A 24,215-nucleotide genomic window follows, 5' to 3' on the forward strand; every position below is an offset into this window, starting at 1 on the left:
TGTGCATGTCACGACTGATCACCGATGCCATGGCGGCGCGACTCGACATTGCCGGTGCGGTCCCGAAGGAGCAGGACCTGTACGCGGGTACCGGCACCGACTTCTACGAACGGCTGGTCGGGCCTGACCGAGCAGAGATTCGAGAAGTGCTGGCGCTTGCGAGAGATTCCGCGGATCCGATTCTCGATATCGCGGCGGGTACAGGGAGATTGACCATCCCGCTCGTGAGATCCGGACGACGGGTGACCGCGATCGATCTCTCCGACGACATGCTCCGCCACCTTCGACGCGCATTGCCCGACCACCCGATGCTGGATTGCGCTGTTGCGGATATGCGCGACTTCGCGTTGGCGGGTCGATATGGGCTCGTCATCATCGGTGCGACGTCGATCACCCTGCTCGATCGCACAGGGAGATCGCGTCTCTACGCGAACGTGCGACGCCACCTCGCGGCCGACGGCGTCTTCGCCTTCACCGTCGCGGCAGGCATCTCTGCGGAGACCCTCTCGGAGTCCAGAGATCAGGAGATCCGGGTGCCCGGGCCCGACGGAGACGAGATCTACCTCTTCTCTCAGCAGATCGAAGACGAGGGCGCGGTGCGCGTCGTCAACTGGGTGCGGGCCTCCGACGTGACGGAAGGTGGCGAAGTCACCGTCCTCACCAGTCGACTACGAGTGCTCGATCACGCGATCCTCTCGCGAGAGCTCGTCGAAGCCGGCTTCGACGCACCTGCCGTCTCTCCGGTGCGAACGCACCACGGAGCGGACATCCTCCTTCTCGCCACGTCGTGGGCGGGACCGCCGGAAGTGGTGGATGACGATGCCGCTCACTAGGTTCACTCACCGACGGAACTCACCGGAAGCGGCCCCGCTCGCTGCCGACGCTCGGCCGCGGCTCGCTTCCGGCGTCGTGTTCGAGGGAGCGCCTGATGAAGCGGTGCGGATCACGATGTTGCATGGAGTGCCGACGTCGAGGGTCTCCCGGACGGTCGCCGAACTGCTGAAAGCGATGAACGGCGAAACGGCGCTCCACGATCTGCACCAGCGCTTCGCCGCATCCGAGTCGCTGGAGAGCTTCCTCCAGTTGGTCCAACGCTTCCGCGCCAACGGGCTCCTCGACGGGGACACGAAGCTCCCGCCGGGCCGAATCACCTACCGCCCCCCGTTCACCCTGCAGCTCGCGACGCTTCGTGCGCCGGGCATCTTCGACCGCCTCGACCGATCGATGGTGCCGATCTCCTGCCGGACGGCTCTGATATCAGGTGCCGTGCTGTTCTGCCTGGGGCTGGTTGCCGCGGTCCTGCAGGCGAGCGAGCTGCTGGAAGTTCTGTCCACGCCGGTACCGTTGCTCGGTCTGGTGAGTCTCCTCGCGGCACTCTCGATCCTGACATTGCTCCACGAGAGCGCCCACGGACTCACGCTCACGAGGTTCGGCGGCAGCCCACGCCGCGCGGGTTTCATGCTGTTCTACCTCACACCCGCGTTCTTCGTGGATGTCACTGACGGGTGGCGCCTCCCCGATCGTCGGCAACGTGTCGCGGTCGCGCTCGCGGGGCCTGCCGTGCATGCCGTCGTCGCCGCGATCGCGCTCGGCGCCGCGCTCATTCTTCCTCAGCCGGGGTTCAGGCAGACGCTCCTGCTCCTCGCGGTCGCGTGCGGGGGCATCGTCCTGGTCAACCTGATTCCGTTCGTGCGATTCGACGGGTACATCGCGCTCATGAGCGCGCTGGACGAGCCGAACCTCAGAGATCGATCGATTCGGGACGGCGCGAACTTTCTGACTCGGCTGCTGTTCGGCGGACAGCGGACGAGCAGAAGCCTGGAGAGGTGGTGGAGCGTGCCGTTCGGTCTGGCGAGCCTCATGGCTCCGGTCTTCCTGGTGCTGTTCGCGGTCTCTCGCGCAGTTCGGGCGCTCGCCGGAGGAGGACCCGTCCTCGGCCTGCTCGTGGTGGCGCTGGAAGCGGTCGTGGTCCTCGTCGGCATCGGGATCGTCTTCCGGGCACTGCACCGCGTCCTGAGATCGGGGGTCTCACGGCTCCGCTTCGTCTCGGTCAATGCCGCTCTCGTCGCGAGCATCGTGATCGCCGGAGCCCTCATCCCCGTTCCGATGACGGCCACGTACGGCTTCACCGCACACGGTGACCGCGTGGTCCTCGTGCACGCGGGCGACAGGGCCGAGGTGGAGGTGCCCGCCGGGTCCCGTGTGGAGCTCATGAGCAGCGGTCTTCTCGTCAACGAGCAGATCGGCGCAGGAACGGCCCTCCCCCGGCGACCCCAACCGACCGAGGTCCCGCTCGACGCTCTGGTTCCCGTGAGGGCGCACGATGTGTCCGTCCCCGCGGTGATCGTCGCCGGGGTGGACGTGTCCGAGGGGAGCGGGAGCGTGCCTTCGACGGGACAGGCGCGCGTCGAGCTCGGCGTGGGAAACCTGTGGCAGACGCTCTGGGTGACGGGCGTGATATGGCCGCTGTCGGCCCTTCAGATCGAGAAGTAGGAAAGAGCGAAGATGAACGACAACGCAATCGAAGTCCGAGGACTCACGAAGAGGTACGGCCAGCGGGTCGCAGTGGAGGAGCTGTCGTTCGTCGTACCGCGCGGGTCGATCGTCGGCCTGCTGGGGCCGAACGGCGCCGGCAAGTCGACCACGCTGCGGACGATCGTCGGCCTGCTCAAGCCGACGATCGGCGACAGTCTGATCGACGGCGCGCCCTTCGCCGCACTCGAGAACCCCGCAGCGCACGTCGGTGTCCACATGGACGGGTTCGGTTTCGAAGCAGGCATCACGGCGCGCCGGCATCTGGAGATCACCCGGCTCGCGGCGGGCGTTCCTCGGAGCCGAGTCGATGCGGTGCTGGAGGAGGTGGGACTGGCCGCGGATGCCCGTCGTCGCGTGAAGACGTTCTCGACGGGGATGGCGCAGCGCCTCGGTCTGGCCGCCGCTCTCATCGGTTCGCCTCGAACACTCGTCCTGGACGAGCCGGCGAACGGGCTGGACCCCGACGGCATCCGCTGGCTGCGCAGATTCCTGCGCGGCTATGCCGAGCGCGGCGGCACCGTGCTGATCTCCAGCCATCAGCTCGCCGAGCTGGAACAGGTCGTGGATGAGGTCGTCGTCATCAAGCGGCGTGCGCTCTTCGCCGGGCGACTGGAAGATCTCGTCACGAACGAATCCGACTCGCTGGAGAGCAAGTACTTCGATCTCGTCGAAGGAGTGTCGGCATGAGAGGTGTGATCCAGAGCGAGGTCCTGCGCTCCCTGAGCGGGCTCTCCATCCTGGCCGTCTATTTCGTCGCGCTCCTCATCCCGGCGTTCGTTCTCTTCTCCGACGGTTCGCGCTTGGCTCTCGCCGGGCTCGACTCCGGCGCGGCCACCGTTCGACTTCTGGAGCCGCTCGCCTGGTCCGGGATCTCCGCGGCGTTCGTGGGTGCGTACGGGGTCACACGTGAGTACTACTACGGCTCGATCGAAAGGACGCTCACCGGAGTCGGCTTCGGTCGCGCCTTCTCGGGAAAGCTGGTGGCGGGTGCCGCCATCGCCATCGTGTTGTCCGTGGGCATCTTCGTGATCTGGACAGCAGGCGTCTCGCTCATCCTGGCCCAGAACGGGTTGGGGCTCGCTCTCACACAGGATGCGTGGCGCGTGTATACGGGTGGTCTGGCCGGTGCGATTCTCGGCGCACTCATCGGAGGAGCTGTCGGCTGGATCACCCGGAACTACTACGTCACCGCCGCCATCGTCCTGGTCTTCCCGATGGCGGTGGAGTTCGCATTGCTGCGCACAGCACCCGAGGTGGCGAGGTTCTCGCCGGGGATGGCCATCGCCGCCTTGAGTGTCCCGGGATATCAGGACCGCCTGCTCGAGTTCCTCCCGGCCCTCAGCGTCGGCGTTGCGTGGGCCGCCGCGCTGGTCGCGATCGCGTGGGTCCGTGGCCGCAGGAGGGTGGGGTGATCGGCCAGGCTCTTCGAGCGCACGTGCGCACGTTCGCGGGCGACATCGTTCTGCTCTGGGTGGTGGTGGCGGCGTTCGCGGTCTCTCTCTCCTTGGCGACCAGCATCCCGCCGGAACTCGCCGAGGCGCCGGCCAACGTCCGGACAGCGCTCGCCGCGCCATTCACCGCCGTGCTCGCGACGTACGGCGCAGTCCTCGCGTCCGTCTACGGTTCTTTCCGCTACACCCTCGATCGGCGCGACGGTGTGGTGGCCCAGCGTCTGATGCTGCAGCCCCGGTGGGTGACTCTCCTCGTCAGGGCGCCCGCTTCCGCCGTCGGTGGGGCGGTCGTGGCGCTTGCGGCGCTCGTCGGCGGTCACGCGGTGCTGACCTTCGCGATCGGCGGCATAGCGCTGGACTGGACAGCGGTCGGATCCACGCTCGCGCTCGGCGCCATCGCAGGGCTCTGGGGGATGGGGCTCGGAATCGTCGTCCAGGTCCATCTCGTCGCGCTCTTCGCTGCATCGATGTCGATGGGTGCTGCACTTCTGGTCGCGATCCTCTGGAAGGTCGGGGCCGTCTATCTGCCCCTTCTCGCGATGCTCGAGGCCCTTCGGTTCGACGTCACTGCAGTGGGGATCTTGCCGGGAGAGAGTCTCGATGGCTCCACGGCCGTCCTGGTGACGGCCGGGTGGGTGACGGCGGCCCTCCTGGCAGGGGGACTCTCGTTCATGAACCGTGACGTGAGATAACGCAGCCGCGCAGCGTCCCGGGGTTCGGACCGGCCGGGGACACGACGTAGGATCCCTAGGTGGCAACCCCGAAGATCGTCCTGTTCTACGCTTTCACGCCGCTCGCCGACCCCGAGGCCATCCGCCTCTGGCAGCGCGACCTCGGCGAGGCGCTCGGCCTACGCGGGCGGGTGCTCATCTCGAAGGACGGCGTGAACGGCACCCTAGGGGGCGACGTCCGGGCGCTGAAGAAGTGGTCGCGCTCCTTCCGCTCCTACGCGCCGTTCGCGGACGCCGACATCAAGTGGAGCGAGGGGACGGGCCTGGATGCCGAGGGTCGAAGCCTCGACTTCCCGAAGCTCAGCGTCAAGGTGCGCGATGAGATCGTGTCCTTCGGCGCCCCGGGTGAGCTGAAGGTCGACGAGCACGGCGTGGTCGGCGGTGGGACGCGACTCACTCCCGAGGCGCTTCATGAGCTGATCGACGAGCGCGGCGACGATGTGGTCTTCTTCGACGGACGCAACGCCCTCGAGGCGCAGATCGGAAGGTTCCGCGGCGCGGTCGTGCCCGACACCGAGACCACGAGGGATTTCGTGCAGCTGCTCGACTCGGGAGCGTACGACGACCTGAAGGGCAAGCCTGTGGTCACGTACTGCACGGGGGGCATCCGCTGCGAAGTGCTCTCCAGCCTCATGACCGCGCGTGGCTTCGGCGAGGTCTATCAGCTCGAAGGCGGGATCGTCCGGTACGGAGAGCAGTACGGCGACGACGGCCTGTGGGAGGGATCCCTCTATGTGTTCGACAAGCGCGGCTCCGTCGACTTCTCCGACCATGCCCAGGTGGTCGGCGAGTGCGTCGGCTGCGGCGCCGCGACCAAGCGCACGGCCAACTGCCCCGACCTCTCCTGTCGCGCCCAGTTCGTCGTCTGCGCCGACTGCGAGTCCGTGCCCTGCGCCGCGCACGCGGCCTGAGCGGCGCTCAGATCGCGGCGGCCGTCGTGCTTCTCGTGGCGAACAGCGAACGCGGCAGGAGCTTCGCGCGCAGTTGCGTGGGGCGATCGACGGTGCCGTGCAGGCGCCTCAGCGCGATACGCAATGGCTCTGCGAGATCGATCGGCTCCGAGCCGGCGCGGGCGTAGTTCGCTCGTTCGACGGCATCCGTCAGCGCGTTCATCGTCGCAGCGTCCACGTCTCGCTCTTTGATGAGTGCTGCCGCACGCATCCTCGGCGTGTCCGCATCCGATGCCGGAAGCTGGAGGTCGATCAGGGTGTCGCGAAGTTCCGCCCACACGGCCGCCGAATCGCCGGAACGCGCTCGCCGCAGGCGCATCCAGCGCTCCACGCGGCGGATCAGAGCGGGGAGGAGCAGCAGCACGATCGCGCCCAGAGCCGTGAGCACCACGGGCATCGGGTCGAGGCGGCGCAGCTCTCCGCCGGTGCCCGCACCTTCTGCCTCGTCGCCGCGCTCGATATCCGGGCCCGCGGACTCCTCGGCCTGCGGAGCCGTCGTCGGGGCCGGAGCCGCAGGTCCGCCGGTCCCTGCGCCGTCGGCGGCACCCGCGCGGAAGGCGGTCGGCACGCCGAGCGAGGCGGTGGGCTCGAACGGGACCCACCCCACACCCGGGAACAGCACCTCCGGCCAGGAATGCAGCTGATCGCTCGAGACCGAGAACACGGACTCGTCGCCGCGCTTCTCATCGGTCAGCGATCCGGGGAGGTAGCCGACGACGATGCGCGTCTGCATCCCGAGGCTCTCCGCCATCAGCGCGAACGCTCCGGCGAAGTGCACGCAGTAGCCCGATCGTTCTTCGAGGAACTGGGCGACTGCCTCTGCCCCGGTCCCGTCGAACCCCTCTTCCACCGGCGTCTCCAGCGAGTAGATGAACTCGGAGCGGAACCAGGTCTGCAGGGCGACGAGACGGTCGTAGTCGGTTCCGGCCTCCGCGGTGACATCGTTCGCGAGGGTGGCGATGATCTCCGGCAGCTCCACCGGTTCCGCGTCGGGGTCGACCACGGGCTCCGCAGCGTCGAGGGCGCGGATCTGCTCGAGGGTCGGGATCACCCGCGTCGATGCGACGGTGTAGTCGTTGCCCGCGGCATCCGCGCTTCGGGAGACGAGCGTGCGGTTGTCGACGGCCACGCGCCACGAACCGGTGAGCCCCTGAACGTCGGTCGCCGGGTAGGGCACGGGCAGCCAGGAGCTCGACATGCGCAGGATGCGGATCGAGGTCGTCTGCTCCTCGGTCGCCACGTCGGGACTCCACTCGGGGCCGCCGAAGCCCTCCTCCTGCGACTGCACGTCGCCCCGATCGGGCTGCCATACCCGGCCGTCGAAGCGCGACAGGGTGGTCAGGCGCAGGTACGGTGCGATCTCGCCCTTCGCTGCGACGGTGAGCACCTCGACCGGGTTCGGCTGACGAAGGTCGTCTCCGAGCCGCAGGGACGCATCGACCGTGACGCCGACGCCGGTTCCCGCGAGGTTCGCGGTCACCGGGAGCGCGGGGGCGATCGCGACGGTCACAGCCAGGGCCGCGGCGCCGACGGCCACGGCGATCGTCGTGGAGGACCGGCGCGGGGAGAGCGGATGCCGCCGTGCGGTGAACCGGAACAGGATGAGGACGAGCACGCCGAGCATCACGAACCAGACGACGTGCGGTTCGCCCATCGTGACGATCATCGGGATCGCGCCGACGACTCCGGTCAGCAGGGCCGCGATCACGACGGAGCGGTGCGCCACGAGGTGATCGAGGAGGATCGCGATGACCGCGAACCCCGATCCCATGGCCGCCGCGAGTCCCGGCGAGGCGTCGAGCGGTGCGGTGCCGAAGACGATCTGCTCCCAGGCGGCGGCGCCGAGGGCGCCGAAGACGGTCAGCGTCGTGGATGTCGGGAAGATGCCGAGGAACGCGGTGTCGCCGGCGACGAGCTGCGTGACCACGGCGACGGCGACCACGAGCTGCACCACGAACGTCGTGACGTCGCAGAGCCACGGGGTCTGCCGCCGCAGGAGGTGGCGCATCAACATGCCGGTGGCCGCCGTGATGACCACGACGATGACGACGGTGATCGACCAGGCTCCCGGATCGATGACCGAGGTGAACGGCCACATCGCGACGAACGATGCCGCCGCGGCCAGCGCGCCGGGCGCGACGACGCCGAACGGCTCCTCGTGCTCGCGGTGCCAGCGCGGCGGCGTCTGCGGCTGCGCGGTCGGCGTGCTCGGCGCGCGCTCAGCCCGGAACATCGCCGACCCCGATCCGCGCGGAGACCGCGTCCTCCCAGGCCTCGGCGACGTCCGGCCCCAGCGGCGCCACGGTCCAGCCGTGCTGAGCGGCCGCTTCGGCGGCGCCGTCGAGCAGCTCGGTGCTGAACAGCATCGGCGCGGCCGCGCCGGACGGGCGCAGCAGCGCCGCGTCCTCCTCGTCCAGGCGGCCCGTGATGTACACCAGCGGACCCGGCGGCGTTCCGCCGATGAGGGTCGCGAGATCTCGGCTGTCGCCGCGCGGGGCGACCATGGCGAGCGCCACGAGCAGCCCGTCGCGATCGTCTTCGTGGCCGCGCAACGTGCCGAGGAGGGTGCCGGCGCTGTCGATCACGTCGACGCTGTAGCCCTCGGACGACAGGTGGACGGCCGTCGAGGCGCACAACGACACCGCGGCTTCGAAGGCGGGGTCGGCGTGCGCGCCCGGGGTGTCCCAGCGACGGCCGCTGCGATCGATCACGACCACGGCATCCGGGCTGGACTCCTCTTCTTCCTGACGCACCATCAGCTGCCCGCGATGCGCGGTCGCCCGCCAATGGATGCGGCGCATGGAGTCGCCGGGGATGTAGCCGCGCGGTGAGAGGTTGTCGCTGCCCTGACCGAGCCGGCTCGACGAGGTGTGCGCGGTGCCGCCGGCAGCGCCTACCCGCACGGCCAGAGGGGCGAGCGTGAAGATCTCGGGCACGACCGTGATGCTCCGCGTGTCGCCGAACGACTGCTCGCGCTGGGCCAGGCCGAAGGGGTCGACGGTGCGCAGCATCAGCGGTCCGAGCGGCCACACGCCACGGCGGACCCCGGTGATCAGGTAGCTGAGCTGTCCCGTCTCCGGCGGATATTCCCCGCCGGAATCGCCGGTGACCGCATCGGGGAGCTCGTCTCGCCAGAGTCCGTGCGGGACCCGCAGTGCGCGCAGAGTGAATCGCACGGTCACCCGCGACGCCTCCGAGACCGTGAGCAGGTCGGTGGAGATGCGCCGCGTGACGGTGCCGGAGCGCCGCGGCACACGGACGGCGATGACCGAGAACAGCGTCAGCAGCGCCAACAGGAGGCCGAGGTAGAGGAGGATGCGGGCGCCGACGAGGTTGGCCGCGATCATGCACCCGAGCGCTGCGACGAGCGCGCCCGTGCCCCGTGCGGTGAGGGTTCTGCGGCGGCGCATCGGGGGTCCCGGTCAGGTGCGCGTCGCGACGGGGACGCGCACCCGTTCCACGATCTGGGTGAGGGCGGCCTCGACGGGCTGGGCGCCGGCGCGATGCGCACCGCGTGCGGGGAGCAGCCGATGGGCGAGCACCGGGATCAGCAGAGCGGTGATGTCGTCCGGGATCACGAAGTCGCGCCCGTCGAGGGCCGCCCACACCTTCGCCGATCGGACGAGCTGCAGCGTGGCGCGGGGGCTCGCGCCGAGGTGGAGATTCGGATCGGAGCGCGTGGCCTGGGCGAGTGCCACCGCGTACTCCTCGAGGGCCGGGGCGACGTGCACCGATCGAGCCCAGGCGATCAGCTGCGAGATCGACGCCGCGTTCGCCACGGGCGACACCGCGGCCAGAGGATTCACGACATCACGCTGGCGGAGCATGAGGGCTTCCGCGGCGGCATCCGGATATCCCATCGAGATGCGCATCATGAATCTGTCCCGCTGGGCCTCCGGCAGAGCGTACGTGCCCTCCATCTCCAGAGGGTTCTGCGTGGCGACGACGAGGAACGGCTTCGGGAGGGGGTGGGTGGCGCCGTCGACCGTGACCTGTCCCTCCTCCATCGCCTCGAGCAGGGCGGACTGCGTCTTGGGGGAGGAGCGGTTGATCTCGTCGGCGATCACGATGTGCGCGAAGATCGCGCCGCGCTTGAACTCGAACTCCCGGTCGACCGGGTTGTAGACCGAGACGCCAGTCACATCACCGGGAAGCAGATCGGGGGTGAACTGGATGCGCCGCACCGTCGCGTCGACGCTCGCGGCGAGGGCGCGAGCCAGCATGGTCTTGCCGACCCCGGGGACGTCCTCGATGAGGAGGTGGCCCTCCGCCAGCAGACAGACGAGGGCGCTGCGCACCGCGTCCGGCTTCCCGTCGATCACCTGGCCGATCGACGAGAGGATCGCCGAGGTCTGCACGGCGAACGCGTCGGCGTCGATCATCGCCGGGATCCGGGGGGAGTTGTCTGGCATGCGTTCCCTCTCGCGTTGGCGCCTCGGTGCGCGTTACTCGATCGTAACCCTGTACGGTCGACGGCGCTCTGGCAGGTTCCCCTGAGGATGCGGGCGCGGGCGCCCCTCGATTCGAGGGACCGTGCGTGTCGGGTTAGGATAGATCTCGGCTCTCCGCGTGGCGGCATCCAGGCCAATTCCCCCAGGGCGGAAACGCAGCAAGGGTAACCGGGCTCTGCTGGGTGCGCGGAGGGTCATTTTCTTTGCCCTCGGGCGGGTCTCTGCGATGTGCGTCCCTGCGTCCGCGGCATCTTCCCCTGATGCCGAAATCGTGGAGGCGCCGGATGCCGCGGGTCTCTGAGTTCGTCGACGAGCCGTGTCTGTGCTGTCGCGGCTTCGGCGGTGGTCGTCTGCTCGGGCGGAGACGGGTGTCGTGTCTGTCGGTCGTTGAGCGAGCGGAGCGAGACGAGACGAAGACTCTGGAACTGCATTCTGATAGACCGGAAAAGTATTCTGATCAGGGTCTTTTAGGAGTCCGAATGTCGGTGGCCCCAGGTTGACTGGGGGTTATGAACAGCCGCACGGACATCTTGGATCGGGTCGTCGCCGACCTCGATTCTGTGCTGTCCGGTGACGGGTTGGCGGGTCTGCCTGACGCGGAGCGGATGGATGTGCTGCGTATCGCGGGGGCGGCGTTCCGGCGTATCGAGGCGGTGGTGGTCGAGACGACCGCGTCCGCGGATCCGGACTTCTCCCACTCGTTCGGCTGTCGGGGTCAGAACGAGTTGTTGCAGCGGGTGTTGCGGGTGGATGTGGCCGGGGCGACGCGGGTCGGGAAGGTCGCGGATGCGGTGCGCCGGGACGTGAGCCCGTCGTCAGGGGAGCGGTTGCCTGCCCGGTATCCGGCGTTGCGGGAAGCGCTGCTCGACGGTGTGGTCGGGGTTGCGGGTTTCCTTGCGGCGATCACGCCGATCGACAAGGCCGCGCACCGGTTCGGCCGCGAAATTCTCTGGGAAGCGGATGCCGCCCTGGCGGACTACGCCCGCGGGTGCCGTGCAGCGGAGCGGGATGTCGAGACCGACGCGGATGACAGCGACATCGACGCTGCACCCGAGGCGGAAGCTGATGCCGCGCCCGCGGCGACGCCGGAGGATCTGCGGCAGTTCGCGCAGGTGTTGGCGATGGTGTTGGACCCGGACGGTCCGGAGCCGTCGGAGCAGGGCGCGCGGCATCAGCGATCCCTCACGATCGGCCGGTTGAAGGACGGGTTGCATGCGATCCGCGGGCATCTGCTCCCGGATGTCGCGGCGCAGTTGCAGGCGATCATCGACGCGCAATGCAACCCGAAGATCGACGGACCCCCGATGCCCGGCGTGCAGTTCCAGGACTCCGATCAGTCGCCAGGGGGCGCAGCGCGCACGGATGAGTCGCCCCGGAATGACTCGGCCGCCGATGAGCCGGAGGCGTTTGATCGGCGCAGTGCGGGACAGAAGCGGCACGATGCTCTCGCTGCGGCGCTGGGGATCGCGGCCCGTCATGAGGAGATGCCCACTCTGGGTGGAGCGTCGCCGACGCTGGTCGTGCACGTGGACGCGAAGGATGTCGCGGCCGGTACCGGGTGGGCGCGGATCGCCGGCTCCCTCGCCCCGGTCGGGCTGCATGTTGCTGCGCACACGGCCTGTGCCGGGGCGATCCAACGTGTCCTTTTCGATGAGGGTCGGATCGTGGGCATCAGTGTCACCGATCGGGTGTTCCCGGTGCATCAACGGCGCGCGATCCTCGCCCGCGACAAGGAGTGCCTGATCCCCGGGTGTCATGTCCCGGCGTCGTGGTGTGAGATCCATCACGTGGTCGAGCATGCGCGGGGTGGGCCGACCCATACCGATAACGGGGTCGCGTTGTGTTGGTGGCATCACCGGTCGCTGGACACGTCGGGGTGGGAGATCCGGATGAACGCCGGCGTCCCCGAGATCCGCGGACCGGCCTGGTGGGACCCCCACGGGAGATGGCGCGCCCCGAGACCGAGCATCCCCACCCGCCTCACACGCACCCGCGCCGGCACCTGAACCTGAACCCGGCGTCCGCGCCCGACGTCGCTGCCGCACGCTCGACCGCGATGTGGCCGATCGGCTTGCGGTGCTCAGTCGCCTCCGGGCTACGCCTGCGACAATCAGCACGTGACCGTCATACCGCCTCGCAACAGCCCGAACACGCAGAGCACCTCGAACGCTCTCGGCCGTTTCGTGTCGCCGGTCGCGCTGCTCGCGTTGATGTGGCTCGTCCAGACTCTCGACGCGATCCTGCCCGGTTCGTTCACCGGATTCGGTCTGCGGTCCTGGGACGTCACCGGTCTCGGCGGCATCGTGCTCGGCCCGCTGCTGCACGCGAACTGGGGTCACCTCATCGCGAACTCCGTGCCTTTCCTCGTGCTCGGCTGCCTGGTCGCCGTCGAAGGCGCACGCCGGTTCTGGGCCGTCACGGCGATCGTCGCGATCGTGGGCGGACTCGGCACCTGGCTCGTCAACGCTCCCGGCACCCTGACGGTCGGCGCCTCCGTCCTGGTATTCGGCTACTTCGGCTATGTCGTGATGCGCGTCTTCGCTCCCGGCCGTGTCTCCCATCGCATCCTCTACGCCGTCATCGCCCTCATCGTCATCTCCCTCTACGGCGGGTCGATGCTCGCGGGCGTCTTCGGCGCGGCCGAGGGCGTGTCCTGGCAGGGGCACCTGTTCGGAGCCCTCGGCGGCGGCGTCGCAGCCCTCGCCGGCAGGCGCCGCAGACCGGATCGTGACGTGACCCCGTGAGCCGCGGTCGGGCCAACCCGCAGCGAAAGGCGCGACCTCGGAAGACCTCGAAGTCCCGCGCCACCGCAGCGCGAAGCGCCACCAGGGGAACCACGAGGAAGGGGACGGCGAATCGCCGCAAGCCGGGAGCCCGCCGACAGGCGCTTCTCCGCCTGCGTCGTCGACGGATGCTGCGCCGCATCCTGATCTCGGCGGGAGCGGTGGCCGCCGGCGTCGCACTCCTGGTCCTGATCCCGCTGGGCCTCGCCCGCGATCCCGCGGCGATCTGCATCGACGACCCGCGGACTTTCCCGGAGGCGGGCATCGAAGGGTGGAGCGGCGAGCAGCTCGAGAACGCCGCGACCATCGTGCGTACGGCATCCGCCCTCGGGTTCGGACGCGACGGCCAGATCCTCGGCGTCATGACGGCGATGGGGGAGAGCAGTCTGGAGAACATCGACTACGGCGACTGGGAGACCCGCGGTTTCACCAACCCCGACGGCACGCCCACCAGCAGCATCGGCCTGTTCCAGCAGCAGGAGTGGTGGGGCAGCGTCGAGGCCCGGATGGACCCGGCCACCGCCGCGACGATGTTCTTCGAACGACTCGGACGCCTGCCCGACTGGCAGCAGCTGCCGCCCTCGCACGCGATCCATCGCGTGCAGGTGAACACCGATCGGGACTACTACGCCCGCTTCCAGGAGGACGCCGCCGCGATCGTCGACGCCCTGTCCGGCACGTGCACGGCAGACCCCGCCTAAGCTGAACCCGTGGCGCGGAGCATCTACATCACCTCGGCCGAAGGCCATTCCGGAAAGTCGACGATCGCCCTCGGGGCGCTCGACGCCTTGATGCGCGTGTCGCCGCGGGTGGGCGTGTTCCGTCCGATCGCCCGGTCGGTCACCGAGCGCGACGAGATCCTCGATCTGATGCTCGCCCACGACGGCGTGCACCTCGACTACGAGGACTGCATCGGCGTCACCTACGACGATGTCCGTCGCGACCCCGACGCGGCGCTGTCGACCATCGTCGCGCGCTTCAAGGCCGTCGAGGCGCAGTGCGACGCCGTGGTCATCATCGGCAGCGACTACACCGACGTCGCGAGCCCGGCCGAGCTCGGCTACAACGCCCGCATCGCCGCGAACCTCGGCGCGCCCGTGCTGCTCGCGCTCAGCGGCCGCGATCAGCAGCGGCAGGCGGAGCAGCTCGGCACGACGACCGCGCGCACCGCGGCGGCGGTGAGCCAGATCGCCGCACTGGCGCTGTCCGAACTCGCCGAGGAGCGCGCGGAGCTGTTCGCGGTCGTCGTCAACCGCGCGGATCCGGCAGCCCTCGACGACATCGTCGCCGAGGTGTCGGGAGCGCTTCCCGAGGAGGGCACCCCCGTCTGGGCGATCCCGGAGGACCGTGCGCTGGTCGCACCCTCGATCCGCAGTATCCTCGCCGCGGTCGACGGGAAGCTCCTCAAGGGCGACGACGACAGGCTCGGACGCGAGGCGCTCACGATCGTCGTCGCCGGCATGTCGATGGTGAACGTGCTCCCGCGGCTCACCGAGGAGGCGGTCGTGGTGATCCCCGCCGACCGCACCGAGGTGCTGCTCGCCGCCCTGCTGGCCGACTCGTCCGGCACGTTCCCTCGCATCGCCGGCATCATCCTCAACGGACCGTTCCCACTTCCCGAGCCGATCGTGCAGCTTCTCGACGGCTTCTCCTCGACGGTGCCGATCATCACGACCGACCTCGGCACCTACGACACCGCGGTGCGGGTCATGGGCACCCGCGGCCTGATCTCGCCGGACTCGCGCGCCCGCTACGATCGCGCCCTCGGCCTCTTCCAGACCCATGTCGACATCGCCGAGCTGACCACGCAGCTGGGGCTCGCCGAATCGCGGGTCGTGACGCCGCTCATGTTCGAGTACGGCCTGATCGAGCGCGCTCGGGCCGACCGTCGCCACATCGTCCTTCCCGAGGGCGACGACGATCGCATCCTCCGCGCCGCCGCCACCCTGCTCGCCAGGGAGGTCGCGGATCTCACGATCCTCGGCGACGAGGCATCGGTGCGGGCACGGGCCGTCGAGCTCGGGGTGGACATCTCCGCGGCCAGGGTGATCAGCACCACCGATCCCGAGCTGGTCGAGCGCTTCGCCGCAGAGTACGCCCGGCTGCGGGCGCACAAGGGCATCACCCTCGCGCAGGCGGCCGACACCGTGACCGACGTGTCGTACTTCGGGACGATGATGGTGCATCTGGGCCTCGCCGACGGCATGGTGTCGGGTGCCGCGCACACGACGGCGCACACGATCCGGCCGTCCTTCGAGATCATCAAGACGAAGCCCGGTGTGAACGTGGTCTCCAGCGTCTTCCTGATGGCGCTCGCCGACCGTGTGCTCGTCTACGGCGACTGTGCCGTGATCCCTGACCCCACCAGCGAGCAGCTCGCCGACATCGCCGTCTCCTCGGCGGCGACCGCCCGTCAGTTCGGCATAGAGCCGCGCATCGCGATGCTCTCGTACTCGACGGGGGAGTCGGGGTCCGGAGCCGACGTCGACAAGGTCCGTGCGGCCACCGCCCTGGTGCGCGAGCGAGCTCCCGAGCTGCTCGTCGAAGGACCGATCCAGTACGACGCGGCAGCGGATGCCGCCGTCGCGAAGGCCAAGCTCCCCGACTCCGCGGTGGCGGGCAGGGCGACGGTCTTCGTCTTCCCCGACCTCAACACCGGCAACAACACCTACAAGGCCGTGCAGCGCTCCGCCGGCGCCGTCGCCATCGGGCCGGTGCTGCAGGGGCTCAACAAGCCCATCAACGACCTCTCCCGCGGCGCGCTCGTCGACGACATCGTGAACACCGTGGCGATCACCGCGATCCAGGCCCAGAGCGCGGGGGAGGGCGCGGCATGAGCGCGATCCTGGTGATCAACAGCGGATCCTCGTCGCTGAAGTACAGCCTGATCGACGTGGACACCGAGGACGAGCTCGCGAGCGGACTCATCGAGCGGATCGGTCAGGACGCCAGCCCGGTCTCGCACACGGTCCGCCCGGAGACGACGGCGGATGCCGTGCCCACGATGCTCGATGCGACGTACCGGTCCGAGCAGCCGGTCGCCGATCACCGCGCCGCCTTCGCGGTGATGCTGGAGCAGTTCGCGGCACACGGCCCGTCGCTGGAGGAGCGCCCGCCCGTCGCGGTCGGCCATCGCGTCGTGCACGGCGGCGCCCGCTTCTTCGCCCCGACGCTGATCGACGCCGACGTCGAACGCCAGATCGACGAGCTCGCGGTGCTCGCGCCGCTGCACAACCCCGCGAACCTGGCCGGCATCCGCGCCGCGAAAGCCGTCTTCACCACCGTGCCGCACGTCGCCGTGTTCGACACCGCGTTCCACCAGACGCTCCCTCCCGCCGCCTTCACCTATGCGATCGACGCCGCGCTCGCCGCCGAGCACCGGGTCCGCCGCTATGGCTTCCACGGCACCAGTCACCAGTACGTGAGCGAGAAGGCGGCCGCGTTCCTCGGCAGAGATCTCGCCGACCTCCGCCAGATCGTCTTCCACCTCGGCAACGGCGCCTCGGTCACCGCGATCGACGGCGGACGCTCGGTCGAGACGTCGATGGGCCTGACACCGCTCGAGGGACTCGTGATGGGCACCCGCTCCGGCGACCTCGATCCCGCCGCGCTCGTGCATCTGTCGCGGCGTGCGGGGCTGTCGATCGACGACCTCGATCGGCTGCTCAACAGTCGCAGCGGCCTCCTCGGTCTCGCGGGACGCAGCGACATGCGCGACATCCTCACCGGTGTGGACGACGGGGAGGAGGCCGCGACGCTCGCCTTCGACGTCTACATCCATCGGCTCCGCGCGTACGCCGGCGCCTACATCGCACAGCTCGGCGGCGTCGACGTTATCTCCTTCACCGCCGGCGTGGGAGAGAACGCGGCCCGGGTCAGGGCCGAAGCCCTCGCGACCCTCGGATTCGCGGGTGTCGAGATCGATCCGGCACGCAACGAGGCGCGGGAGCGCGGCATCCGCCGGATCTCCCGCGACGAGTCGCAGGTCGCCGTTCTCGTGGTGCCGACGAACGAGGAGCTGCAGATCGCCCGCCAGACCGCAGGACTGCTCTGATCGGATGCCGCGTCAGGGGTTACCCCGCCAGGCCGCACCGCATTACGCTTGCACAGTGGCACGGAGAGGTGCCGAACCATCATCGCCCTTCTCCTGGAGGCTCCTGTGCCAGAAGCCCTGCCCGATCTGCTCCACGCCGACGGTGTGCTCTTCGACCTCGACGGCGTGCTCACGCCGACGGCGGAGGTGCACATGCGGGCGTGGAAGGTCGTGTTCGACGATGTCTTCGAGCGCTGGGGGATCACGCCCGCCTACACGGATGCCGACTACTACGACTTCGTCGACGGCAAGAAGCGCTACGACGGCGTCGCCAGCCTGATGCAGAGCCGCAACGTCGAGGTCCCCTGGGGTGACGTCGACGACGATCCCGCCGCCGAGACCGTCTGCGGCATCGGCAACCGCAAGAACGCCGCCTTCGCCGCGTCCCTGCGCGGCCAGGGGATCGCTCCGTACCCTGGGTCGCTCGCCCTCATCGAGCAGCTGTCCGCCGCCGGCGTTCCGCTCGGCGTCGTCTCGAGCTCGAAGAACGCCGAGGAGGTCCTCGGCGCCGCCGGCATCCGCTCGTTCTTCCGGATCGTCGTCGACGGCGTCGTCGCCGAGCGCGACGGTCTCGCCTCCAAGCCCGCCGCCGACATGTTCGCCGCCGGCGCCGCCGCCCTCGGCGTCGACCCGGCGCGTTCCGTCGCCGTGGAGGACGCCACCTCGGGCGCGGCATCCGCCGCTGCCGCCGGCTTCGCCACCGTCGTCGGCGTCGACCGCGGCGCGGGTGCCGACGCCCTGCGCGATGCCGGAGCCACCGTCGTCGTCGACGACCTCGACGTCTTCCTTCCCGAAACCCGCACCGACAACCCGGAGACCGCATGATCGACCGCGACCGCTTCCCCGTCGACCCATGGCGTCTCATCGAGACGAGCTACTCCGAGGAAGGCGTGGGGGAGACGCTGTTCTCCGTGGGCAACGGCTACCTCGGCCTCCGCGGCAACCACATCGAGGGTCGCGGCGCACACGAGCACGGCACCTTCATCAACGGGCTCCACGAGACCTGGCCGATCCGTCACGCCGAGCAGGCGTACGGCTTCGCCGAGGTGGGGCAGACCATCGTCAACGCGCCCGACGCGAAGATCATGCGCGTCTACGTCGACGACGAGCCGATGTCGTTCGACGAGGCCGACGTGCGCGAGTACCAGCGCACCCTCGACATGCGCACCGGCGTCCTGGAGCGACTCGTCGTCTGGGAGACCCCGTCGGGCAAGCGCGTCCGCATCCGAGACGAGCGCATCGTCAGCTTCGAGGAGCGGCACCTCGCGATCCTCCGCCTCGAGGTCACGGTCGAGAACTCCGACGCCCCGGTGACGATCAGCTGCCAGCTGCTCAACCGGCAGGACGGCGGCAACGTGTATGCCGGCACGCCGGTCGCGGCGCAGAAGAAGAAGGCCGGCTTCGATCCCCGCAAGTCGGAGAAGATCGCGGATCGCGTTCTCCACCCCGCCGAATACTGGCAGGACGGACTGCGGGCCGCGCTGTCGTACCAGGTCGCCGACTCGGGCATGACCGTCGCCGTGGTCGCCGACCACATCATCGAGACCGACAACGAGTACAGCGCCCGGCAGCTCATCGAGCCGGACATCGCGAAGAACGTGTTCCGCGTGCAGGCGAAGGCCGGCGTCCCGATCCGGATCACCAAGCTCGTCAGCTACCACACCTCGCGGGGCGTCCCCCCGCGCGAGCTCGTCGACCGCTGCCGCCGCTCCCTCGACAGGGTCGCGGTGGAGGGCGTCGAGACGCAGTTCCGCCGGCAGGCCGACTGGCTCGCCGCGTTCTGGGAGCGCAGCGACGTGCAGATCGGCGGCCGCGAGGACATCCAGCAGGCGACCCGCTGGTGCCTGCTGCAGCTCGCGCAGGCGTCGGCCCGCGCCGACGGCACCGGCGTGCCGGCCAAGGGCGTCTCGGGCTCGGGCTACAGCGGCCACTACTTCTGGGACACCGAGATCTACGTGCTCCCGTTCCTCACCTACACGTCGCCGCAGTGGGCGCGCAACGCGCTCCGCGCCCGCGTCCAGATGCTCCCCGCCGCCCGCCGCAGGGCCGCGCAGCTCAACGAGGCCGGGGCGCTGTTCCCCTGGCGGACCATCAACGGCGAGGAGGCATCGGCCTACTACGCCGCCGGCACCGCGCAGTACCACATCAACGCCGACGTGAGCTTCGCGCTCGGCAAGTACGTGCGCGCCACCGGCGACGAGGACTTCCTCCGTCGCGAGGGCGCGGACATCGCCATCGAGACGGCGCGGCTCTGGGCGACCCTCGGATTCTGGCGGGGCTCGCGGCTGATGGAGGAGCCCGGCGCGGGCGAGACGATCGAGACCTTCCACATCCACGGTGTGACCGGCCCCGACGAGTACACGACGGTCGTGAACGACAACCTCTACACGAACGTGATGGCGCGGTACAACCTCCGCTACGCCGCGCGGATCGTGCGGGAGATCCAGGAGACCTACCCCGAGGACTACACGCGGCTCGTCGAGCGCACGGGTCTCGGTGCGGGGGAGGCGGAGGCCTGGGAGCGCGCCGCCGAGGCCATGTTCATCCCGTACAGCGAGAGCCTCGGCATCCACCCGCAGGATTCGCTGTTCCTCGAGCGCGAGGTCTGGGACCTCGCCCAGACGCCGGCCGATCAGCGTCCGCTGCTGCTGCACTTCCACCCGCTGGTGATCTACCGGTTCCAGGTGCTCAAGCAGGCGGATGTCGTGCTCGCGCTGTTCCTGCAGGGCAACCACTTCACCCCGGAGGAGAAGCGGGCCGACTTCGACTACTACGACCCGCTGACGACGGGCGACTCCACGCTGTCGGCGGTCGTGCAGTCGATCCTCGCCGCCGAGGTCGGCTACCAGGACCTCGCGCAGCGCTACTTCGAGCAGTCGCTGTTCGTCGACCTGCACGACCTGCACCACAACGCGGCGGACGGCGTGCACGTCGCCTCCGCCGGTGGGGTGTGGACGGCGCTCGTGTGCGGTTTCGGCGGCATGCGCGACTACGCGGGGGAGCTCAGCTTCGACCCGCGCCTCCCGGCGGACTGGCCCTCGCTGTCGTTCCCGCTGCAGTGGCAGGGATCGGACGTGCAGGTCACCGTGACGAAGGACGCGCTGCAGCTGCGGGTGCGCAGCGGAGCACCGGTGGCCTTCACCGTGCGGGACGCCGCGTACATCGCGACGACCGACGAGGCCGTCGTGGTTCCGCTCGCCGACCAGGGGCCGCTGATCCCCGGGCGCCCGACGCTGCGGCAGTTCGCCGACGCGCTGCGCGAGGACGGGACGAGGCTCTCGGCATCCGTTCCGGTCATCACGACGGCGATCCCGATCATCGAGCCGATCGACTGATCAGGTGACCGCCGAAGTGTCGGTGGCACGCCGTAGGCTGTTGAGGTGACCACAGCCCTCTACCGCCGCTACCGACCCGAGACGTTCGGCGAGATGATCGGGCAGTCTCAGGTGACCGATCCGCTGATGACCGCGCTGCGCGGAGACCGCGTCGGGCACGCCTACCTGTTCTCCGGGCCGCGCGGGTGCGGCAAGACGACCTCGGCGCGCATCCTGGCCCGCTGTCTGAACTGCGCCGCGGGTCCGACCGACACGCCCTGCGGCACCTGCGACAGCTGCGTCGAGCTGTCGCGCGCCGGCGGCGGATCGCTCGACGTCGTCGAGATCGACGCCGCGAGCCACAACGGCGTCGACGATGCACGCGACCTCCGCGAGCGGGCGACGTTCGCCCCGAGCCGCGACCGCTACAAGATCTTCATCCTCGACGAGGCGCACATGGTCACCCCGCAGGGATTCAACGCCCTGCTGAAGCTCGTCGAAGAGCCGCCGGAGCACGTGAAGTTCATCTTCGCGACCACCGAGCCCGAGAAGGTGCTCGGCACGATCCGCTCCCGCACGCACCACTACCCGTTCCGCCTGGTTCCGCCCGCCGCGATGCTCGAGTACGTCGCGAAGCTCTGCGGCGAGGAGGGCGTGATCGTCGAGCAGGGCGTGCTGCCGCTCGTCGTGCGCGCCGGCGGCGGCTCGCCCCGAGACACGCTGTCGCTGCTCGACCAGCTCATCGCGGGCTCCGACGCCCCGGCCGGCTCCGAGACCGTGACGGTCGGGTATGCGCGCGCCGTCGCCCTCCTCGGGTACACGCACGCCGCTCTGCTCGACGAGATCGTCGACGCGCTCGCCGCGGGCGATGCCGCAGCGGCCTTCCCCGCGATCGACCGCGTCGTGCAGACCGGTCAGGATCCCCGTCGCTTCGTCGACGATCTGCTCGAGCGACTGCGCGATCTCATCGTGATCGCGGCGGTCGGGGCGGGCGCCTCGGCCGTGCTCCGCGGCATCGCCGAAGACGACCTCGAGCGCATGCGCGGGCAGGCAGCGGCCTTCGGGGCATCGCGTCTGTCGCGCACGGCCGACGTGGTCAGTGCGGCCCTCGACGACATGAGCGGTGCGACGTCCCCTCGCCTGCATCTCGAGCTCATGGTGGCTCGCGTGCTCGCCGGAGCGTCGGATGCCGTGGCCGCGGCCCCTGCAGTCGGCGCTTCCGAACGTCCGGCAGCTCCCGCCGCTGCCCGCGCCCAGGTGCCCGCCGCCGCGGCTGCCGCACCGGCTGCCGCACCTGCTGCCGCGCCCGCACCCGAGCCTGCGCCGACTTCCTCGACCGCCCCGGCGGAGGCTGCCGCAGCGACCCCGGCTGTCGAGACCGCCGCCGCGCCCCAGACCCCCGTCGCGGATGACACCTCGGCGGTGGCCGATCCCGAACCCGCTGCCGCGGCATCCGTGCCCGCCGGGCCGGTCACCCTGGAGTCCATCACCGCCGCATGGCCGGCCGTGCTCACGCGTCTGGAGAGCATCAGCCGCACCTCCTGGCTGCTCGCGACGGCCGTGCAGCCGCTCGCGTATGTCACGGAGAGCGATGTGCTCACGCTCGGATTCACGAGCCAGCACGACGTCGCGAAGTTCAAGGGCACGACGCCCGGCTCCGGCCCGTCGGACCACCTGCGCACGGCGATCGAGCAGGAGCTCGGCGTCCGCGTGAAGTACATCCCCGCGCCGATGCCGTCCGGCGGTGCGCCGCGCCAGCCCGCGGCATCCGCCGTCTCGGCTCCCGCCGACGCCGCACCCGCGTCGGAGCCTGCGTCAGCGGGTTCCTCCCGCCCGCAGGTCCGTGGCGCGTCCGCCCCCTCCGTCACGGAGTGGGCCGTCGCTCCCATCCCCACCGCCTCGCCCGCGGCCGAGGCCCCGGCCCCGGCATCCCCGCTTCCCGTCGACGACGAACCCGAAGAGGTCGAGGCGGCAGCGTCAGCGCCCGCCGCGCCGACCGACGGCGCCGTCGACCGCGAGGAGCCGCCGTTGCCCGGCGACGACGAGGCTCCCTCCTTCGACGACGAGCCGCCCTACGACCCGTCGTACGAGCCGGTCGGAGCACCGCAGGGACCGCCGCCGCGTCAGGACGCGCCGCCCGCGTCGTCTGCGCCCGCTGCGCAGGCAGCTCCCCGGGCGCAGCGTGCGCCCTCCGCCTCTCCGGTCGTCACCGAACGCGCGCCCTCCGTCGGGGGAGTGCAGCGCTACGGCGAGGCCGTGATCCGCCAGGTGCTCGGCGCGACGTTCCTGCGCGAAGAGCCCTACGAGCCCCCGACGAGGTTCTCCTGATGTACGACGGCATCGTTCAGGAGCTGATCGACGAGTTCGGTCGGCTCCCCGGCATCGGACCGAAGTCCGCTCAGCGCATCACGTTCCACATCCTGCAGACGCCGACGTTCGACGTGGCCCGTCTCGCCGAGCTGCTCTCCGAGATCCGCACCCGGGTGCGCTTCTGCGAGGTGTGCGGCAACGTCGCCGAGCAGGAGCGCTGCGCGATCTGCCGCGATCCGCGACGCAGCCAGGCCCTGATCTGCGTCGTCGAAGACGCGAAGGATGTCGCGGCCATCGAGCGCACCCGGGAGTTCCGTGGCCTGTACCACGTGCTCGGCGGCGTGATCAGTCCCATCGCCGGTATCGGTCCCGACGACCTGCGCATCGCCCAGCTCATGACGCGCTTGGCCGACGGCACCGTGCAGGAGGTCATCCTGGCCACCAATCCGAACCTCGAGGGCGAGGCGACGGCGAGCTACCTCAGCCGGCTCCTGACCACGATGCAGATCACCGTCTCGCGGCTGGCCTCCGGCCTCCCGGTCGGCGGCGACCTCGAATACGCCGACGAGGTCACTCTCGGTCGCGCCTTCGAGGGCCGGCGCGTCCTGTGAACGCCCAGGGCGGCTTCTCCCGACGCGGCTGGCTCCTCTTCGGGGCGATGGCGCTGCTGTGGGGCGTGCCGTACCTGTTCATCAGCATCGCGGTCGAGTCGCTCTCGCCGCCCGCGATCGTGGCCGGTCGCACGCTCATCGCCGCTCTGCTGCTGCTGCCGTTCGCCCTCCGCGGCGGGGCACTGCGCACCGCCCTCAAGCACTGGCCGTGGGTGCTCGCCTTCGGCCTCGTCGAGATGGCGGGTCCGTTCGTGCTCCTGGGGCACGCCGAGATGACGCTGCCCTCGGGCATGACCGGGCTCCTGGTGGCCACGGTGCCCCTGTTCGCGGCGCTGATCGCCCTCGGCGGCGGTGATCGCGGCGTGCTCCGGCCCGCGCGCGGCATCGGCCTCCTCGTCGGCTTCATCGGCGTCGGGATCGTGGTCGCCGGACCCGGGCTGTTCGGCGGCGAGATCAGCCTGCTTGCGGCGGGCGAGGTGCTCCTCGTCGCGATCCTCTACGCGATCGCCCCGTTCATCGTCGCGCGCAAGCTCACGGAGGTCCCCTCGCTCGGGACCATCACGCTGTCGCTGCTGATGATCGGCATCCTGTACCTCCCGATCGGACTGCTCACGCAGCACGAGGTTCCGACGCTGCCGTCCATCGCCGCGCTCCTCGCGCTCGCGGTGATCTGCACCGCCGTCGCGTTCCTGGCGTTCTTCGCGCTCATCCGCGAGGTCGGACCTGTGCGCGCGCCGCTGTTCACCTACGTGAATCCCGTCGTGGCGATCATCCTCGGCGCGCTCGTGCTCGCCGAACCGCTGACGCCCGGTCTCCTCATCGGCTTCCCCCTGATCATCGCCGGATGCTGGTTCGCCGCGACCGGCGGACGCCTGCGGCGCGCCACGGCCGATCCGCTCGCATCCGATCCGCCTCCGGCCGCCGTACTGCCGCCCGCACCCTGACACCCGCCCGCGGACGCCCGCCCCTGACGCCCGCCCGCGGAA

At 70.0% G+C, this 24,215-nt stretch carries 19 protein-coding genes and 1 other RNA gene; 17 read left to right on the forward strand and 3 right to left on the reverse strand.

Annotation, left to right across the window (positions count from 1 at the left end):
• The first annotated feature begins 5 nt into the window (after positions 1 to 5).
• Genes mpaM through trhO form a run of 6 tightly spaced genes read left to right on the forward strand, consistent with a single transcriptional unit; the run spans position 6 to position 5,628 of the window.
• On the forward strand, positions 6 to 833 hold the full coding sequence (gene mpaM, locus ABD648_RS17905) for a daptide-type RiPP biosynthesis methyltransferase (protein ID WP_344709658.1): 828 nt from the start codon (positions 6 to 8) through the stop codon (positions 831 to 833).
• A complete protein-coding gene (gene mpaP / locus ABD648_RS17910; RefSeq protein WP_344709788.1) occupies positions 820 to 2,493 on the forward strand; it encodes a daptide biosynthesis intramembrane metalloprotease in 1,674 nt (557 codons plus the stop codon). Before mpaM ends, mpaP begins: the two co-directional genes overlap by 14 nt.
• 12 nt (positions 2,494 to 2,505) lie before the next feature.
• Positions 2,506 to 3,222: an ATP-binding cassette domain-containing protein gene (locus tag ABD648_RS17915; protein WP_282216294.1), complete on the forward strand. Its 717-nt coding sequence runs from the start codon at positions 2,506 to 2,508 to the stop codon at positions 3,220 to 3,222.
• On the forward strand, positions 3,219 to 3,947 hold the full coding sequence (locus ABD648_RS17920; RefSeq protein WP_282216295.1) for an ABC transporter permease: 729 nt from the start codon (positions 3,219 to 3,221) through the stop codon (positions 3,945 to 3,947). Before ABD648_RS17915 ends, ABD648_RS17920 begins: the two co-directional genes overlap by 4 nt.
• Positions 3,944 to 4,678, forward strand: a complete 735-nt coding sequence (locus tag ABD648_RS17925; RefSeq protein ID WP_282216296.1) for a hypothetical protein — start codon at positions 3,944 to 3,946, stop codon at positions 4,676 to 4,678. The genes ABD648_RS17920 and ABD648_RS17925 overlap by 4 nt, the downstream gene beginning before the upstream one ends.
• Positions 4,679 to 4,737: 59 nt before the next feature.
• A complete protein-coding gene (gene trhO, locus ABD648_RS17930; protein WP_282216297.1) occupies positions 4,738 to 5,628 on the forward strand; it encodes an oxygen-dependent tRNA uridine(34) hydroxylase TrhO in 891 nt (296 codons plus the stop codon).
• Positions 5,629 to 5,635: 7 nt separating this feature from the next.
• On the opposite strand, the gene ABD648_RS17935 is transcribed toward trhO, so the two are convergent.
• Genes ABD648_RS17935 through ABD648_RS17945 form a run of 3 tightly spaced genes read right to left on the reverse strand, consistent with a single transcriptional unit; the run spans position 5,636 to position 10,079 of the window.
• On the reverse strand, positions 5,636 to 7,900 hold the full coding sequence (locus ABD648_RS17935) for a transglutaminase TgpA family protein (RefSeq protein WP_282216298.1): 2,265 nt from the start codon (positions 7,898 to 7,900) through the stop codon (positions 5,636 to 5,638).
• Positions 7,887 to 9,077, reverse strand: a complete 1,191-nt coding sequence (locus tag ABD648_RS17940) for a DUF58 domain-containing protein (RefSeq protein ID WP_282216299.1) — start codon at positions 9,075 to 9,077, stop codon at positions 7,887 to 7,889. Before ABD648_RS17940 ends, ABD648_RS17935 begins: the two co-directional genes overlap by 14 nt.
• 12 nt (positions 9,078 to 9,089) lie before the next feature.
• The gene (locus ABD648_RS17945; RefSeq protein WP_282216300.1) at positions 9,090 to 10,079 is read right to left on the reverse strand and encodes an AAA family ATPase; all 990 of its coding nucleotides are present in this window, start codon (positions 10,077 to 10,079) and stop codon (positions 9,090 to 9,092) included.
• A gap of 144 nt (positions 10,080 to 10,223) precedes the next feature.
• On the opposite strand from ABD648_RS17945, the gene ffs reads away from it, so the two are divergent.
• The 11 genes from ffs to ABD648_RS18000 all read left to right on the forward strand — a co-directional run bounded on the left by ffs (position 10,224) and on the right by ABD648_RS18000 (position 24,173).
• Positions 10,224 to 10,320, forward strand: an RNA gene (gene ffs / locus ABD648_RS17950) — signal recognition particle sRNA small type.
• Positions 10,321 to 10,627: 307 nt separating this feature from the next.
• Positions 10,628 to 12,124 (forward strand): HNH endonuclease signature motif containing protein, encoded by a 1,497-nt coding sequence (locus ABD648_RS17955; RefSeq protein WP_282216301.1) that lies wholly within the window; start codon positions 10,628 to 10,630, stop codon positions 12,122 to 12,124.
• A gap of 111 nt (positions 12,125 to 12,235) precedes the next feature.
• Positions 12,236 to 12,862: a rhomboid family intramembrane serine protease gene (locus ABD648_RS17960; protein ID WP_282216302.1), complete on the forward strand. Its 627-nt coding sequence runs from the start codon at positions 12,236 to 12,238 to the stop codon at positions 12,860 to 12,862.
• A 167-nt stretch (positions 12,863 to 13,029) separates the two neighbouring features.
• Positions 13,030 to 13,602 carry a hypothetical protein gene (locus ABD648_RS17965; RefSeq protein WP_282216303.1) on the forward strand — a complete coding sequence of 191 codons (573 nt, stop codon included), beginning with the start codon at positions 13,030 to 13,032 and terminating at the stop codon, positions 13,600 to 13,602.
• Between the two features lie 9 nt (positions 13,603 to 13,611).
• A complete protein-coding gene (gene pta, locus ABD648_RS17970) occupies positions 13,612 to 15,738 on the forward strand; it encodes a phosphate acetyltransferase (protein ID WP_282216304.1) in 2,127 nt (708 codons plus the stop codon).
• Complete coding sequence (locus ABD648_RS17975; protein ID WP_282216305.1) at positions 15,735 to 16,955, forward strand: acetate/propionate family kinase; 1,221 nt, start codon at positions 15,735 to 15,737, stop codon at positions 16,953 to 16,955. Before pta ends, ABD648_RS17975 begins: the two co-directional genes overlap by 4 nt.
• Positions 16,956 to 17,060: 105 nt before the next feature.
• Positions 17,061 to 17,819 carry an HAD-IA family hydrolase gene (locus tag ABD648_RS17980; RefSeq protein ID WP_282216306.1) on the forward strand — a complete coding sequence of 253 codons (759 nt, stop codon included), beginning with the start codon at positions 17,061 to 17,063 and terminating at the stop codon, positions 17,817 to 17,819.
• Entirely contained in the window at positions 17,816 to 20,329 is a 2,514-nt protein-coding gene (locus ABD648_RS17985) for a glycoside hydrolase family 65 protein (RefSeq protein ID WP_282216307.1), read from the forward strand. The genes ABD648_RS17980 and ABD648_RS17985 overlap by 4 nt, the downstream gene beginning before the upstream one ends.
• Before the next feature lie 45 nt (positions 20,330 to 20,374).
• Positions 20,375 to 22,636, forward strand: coding sequence for a DNA polymerase III subunit gamma and tau (locus ABD648_RS17990; RefSeq protein ID WP_282216308.1), 2,262 nt, complete (start codon positions 20,375 to 20,377; stop codon positions 22,634 to 22,636).
• Positions 22,636 to 23,229: a recombination mediator RecR gene (gene recR / locus ABD648_RS17995; protein WP_136054788.1), complete on the forward strand. Its 594-nt coding sequence runs from the start codon at positions 22,636 to 22,638 to the stop codon at positions 23,227 to 23,229. Before ABD648_RS17990 ends, recR begins: the two co-directional genes overlap by 1 nt.
• On the forward strand, positions 23,226 to 24,173 hold the full coding sequence (locus ABD648_RS18000) for a DMT family transporter (RefSeq protein ID WP_282216309.1): 948 nt from the start codon (positions 23,226 to 23,228) through the stop codon (positions 24,171 to 24,173). Before recR ends, ABD648_RS18000 begins: the two co-directional genes overlap by 4 nt.
• Positions 24,174 to 24,215: the final 42 nt, after the last annotated feature.

It is taken from the genome of Microbacterium luteolum, assembly GCF_039533965.1.
GTDB lineage: Bacteria > Actinomycetota > Actinomycetes > Actinomycetales > Microbacteriaceae > Microbacterium > Microbacterium luteolum.

Excerpts from the sequence above, each read along its gene's own strand:
- mpaM (WP_344709658.1), top strand. The coding sequence starts at position 6 with ATGTCACGACTGATCACCGATGCCATGGCGGCGCGACTCGACATTGCC.
- mpaP (WP_344709788.1), top strand. The coding sequence starts at position 820 with ATGCCGCTCACTAGGTTCACTCACCGACGGAACTCACCGGAAGCGGCC.
- ABD648_RS17915 (WP_282216294.1), top strand. The coding sequence starts at position 2,506 with ATGAACGACAACGCAATCGAAGTCCGAGGACTCACGAAGAGGTACGGC.
- ABD648_RS17920 (WP_282216295.1), top strand. The coding sequence starts at position 3,219 with ATGAGAGGTGTGATCCAGAGCGAGGTCCTGCGCTCCCTGAGCGGGCTC.
- ABD648_RS17935 (WP_282216298.1), bottom strand. The coding sequence starts at position 7,900 with ATGTTCCGGGCTGAGCGCGCGCCGAGCACGCCGACCGCGCAGCCGCAG.
- ABD648_RS17940 (WP_282216299.1), bottom strand. The coding sequence starts at position 9,077 with ATGCGCCGCCGCAGAACCCTCACCGCACGGGGCACGGGCGCGCTCGTC.
- ABD648_RS17945 (WP_282216300.1), bottom strand. The coding sequence starts at position 10,079 with ATGCCAGACAACTCCCCCCGGATCCCGGCGATGATCGACGCCGACGCG.
- ABD648_RS17955 (WP_282216301.1), top strand. The coding sequence starts at position 10,628 with ATGAACAGCCGCACGGACATCTTGGATCGGGTCGTCGCCGACCTCGAT.
- ABD648_RS17965 (WP_282216303.1), top strand. The coding sequence starts at position 13,030 with ATGCTGCGCCGCATCCTGATCTCGGCGGGAGCGGTGGCCGCCGGCGTC.
- ABD648_RS17975 (WP_282216305.1), top strand. The coding sequence starts at position 15,735 with ATGAGCGCGATCCTGGTGATCAACAGCGGATCCTCGTCGCTGAAGTAC.
- ABD648_RS17985 (WP_282216307.1), top strand. The coding sequence starts at position 17,816 with ATGATCGACCGCGACCGCTTCCCCGTCGACCCATGGCGTCTCATCGAG.
- recR (WP_136054788.1), top strand. The coding sequence starts at position 22,636 with ATGTACGACGGCATCGTTCAGGAGCTGATCGACGAGTTCGGTCGGCTC.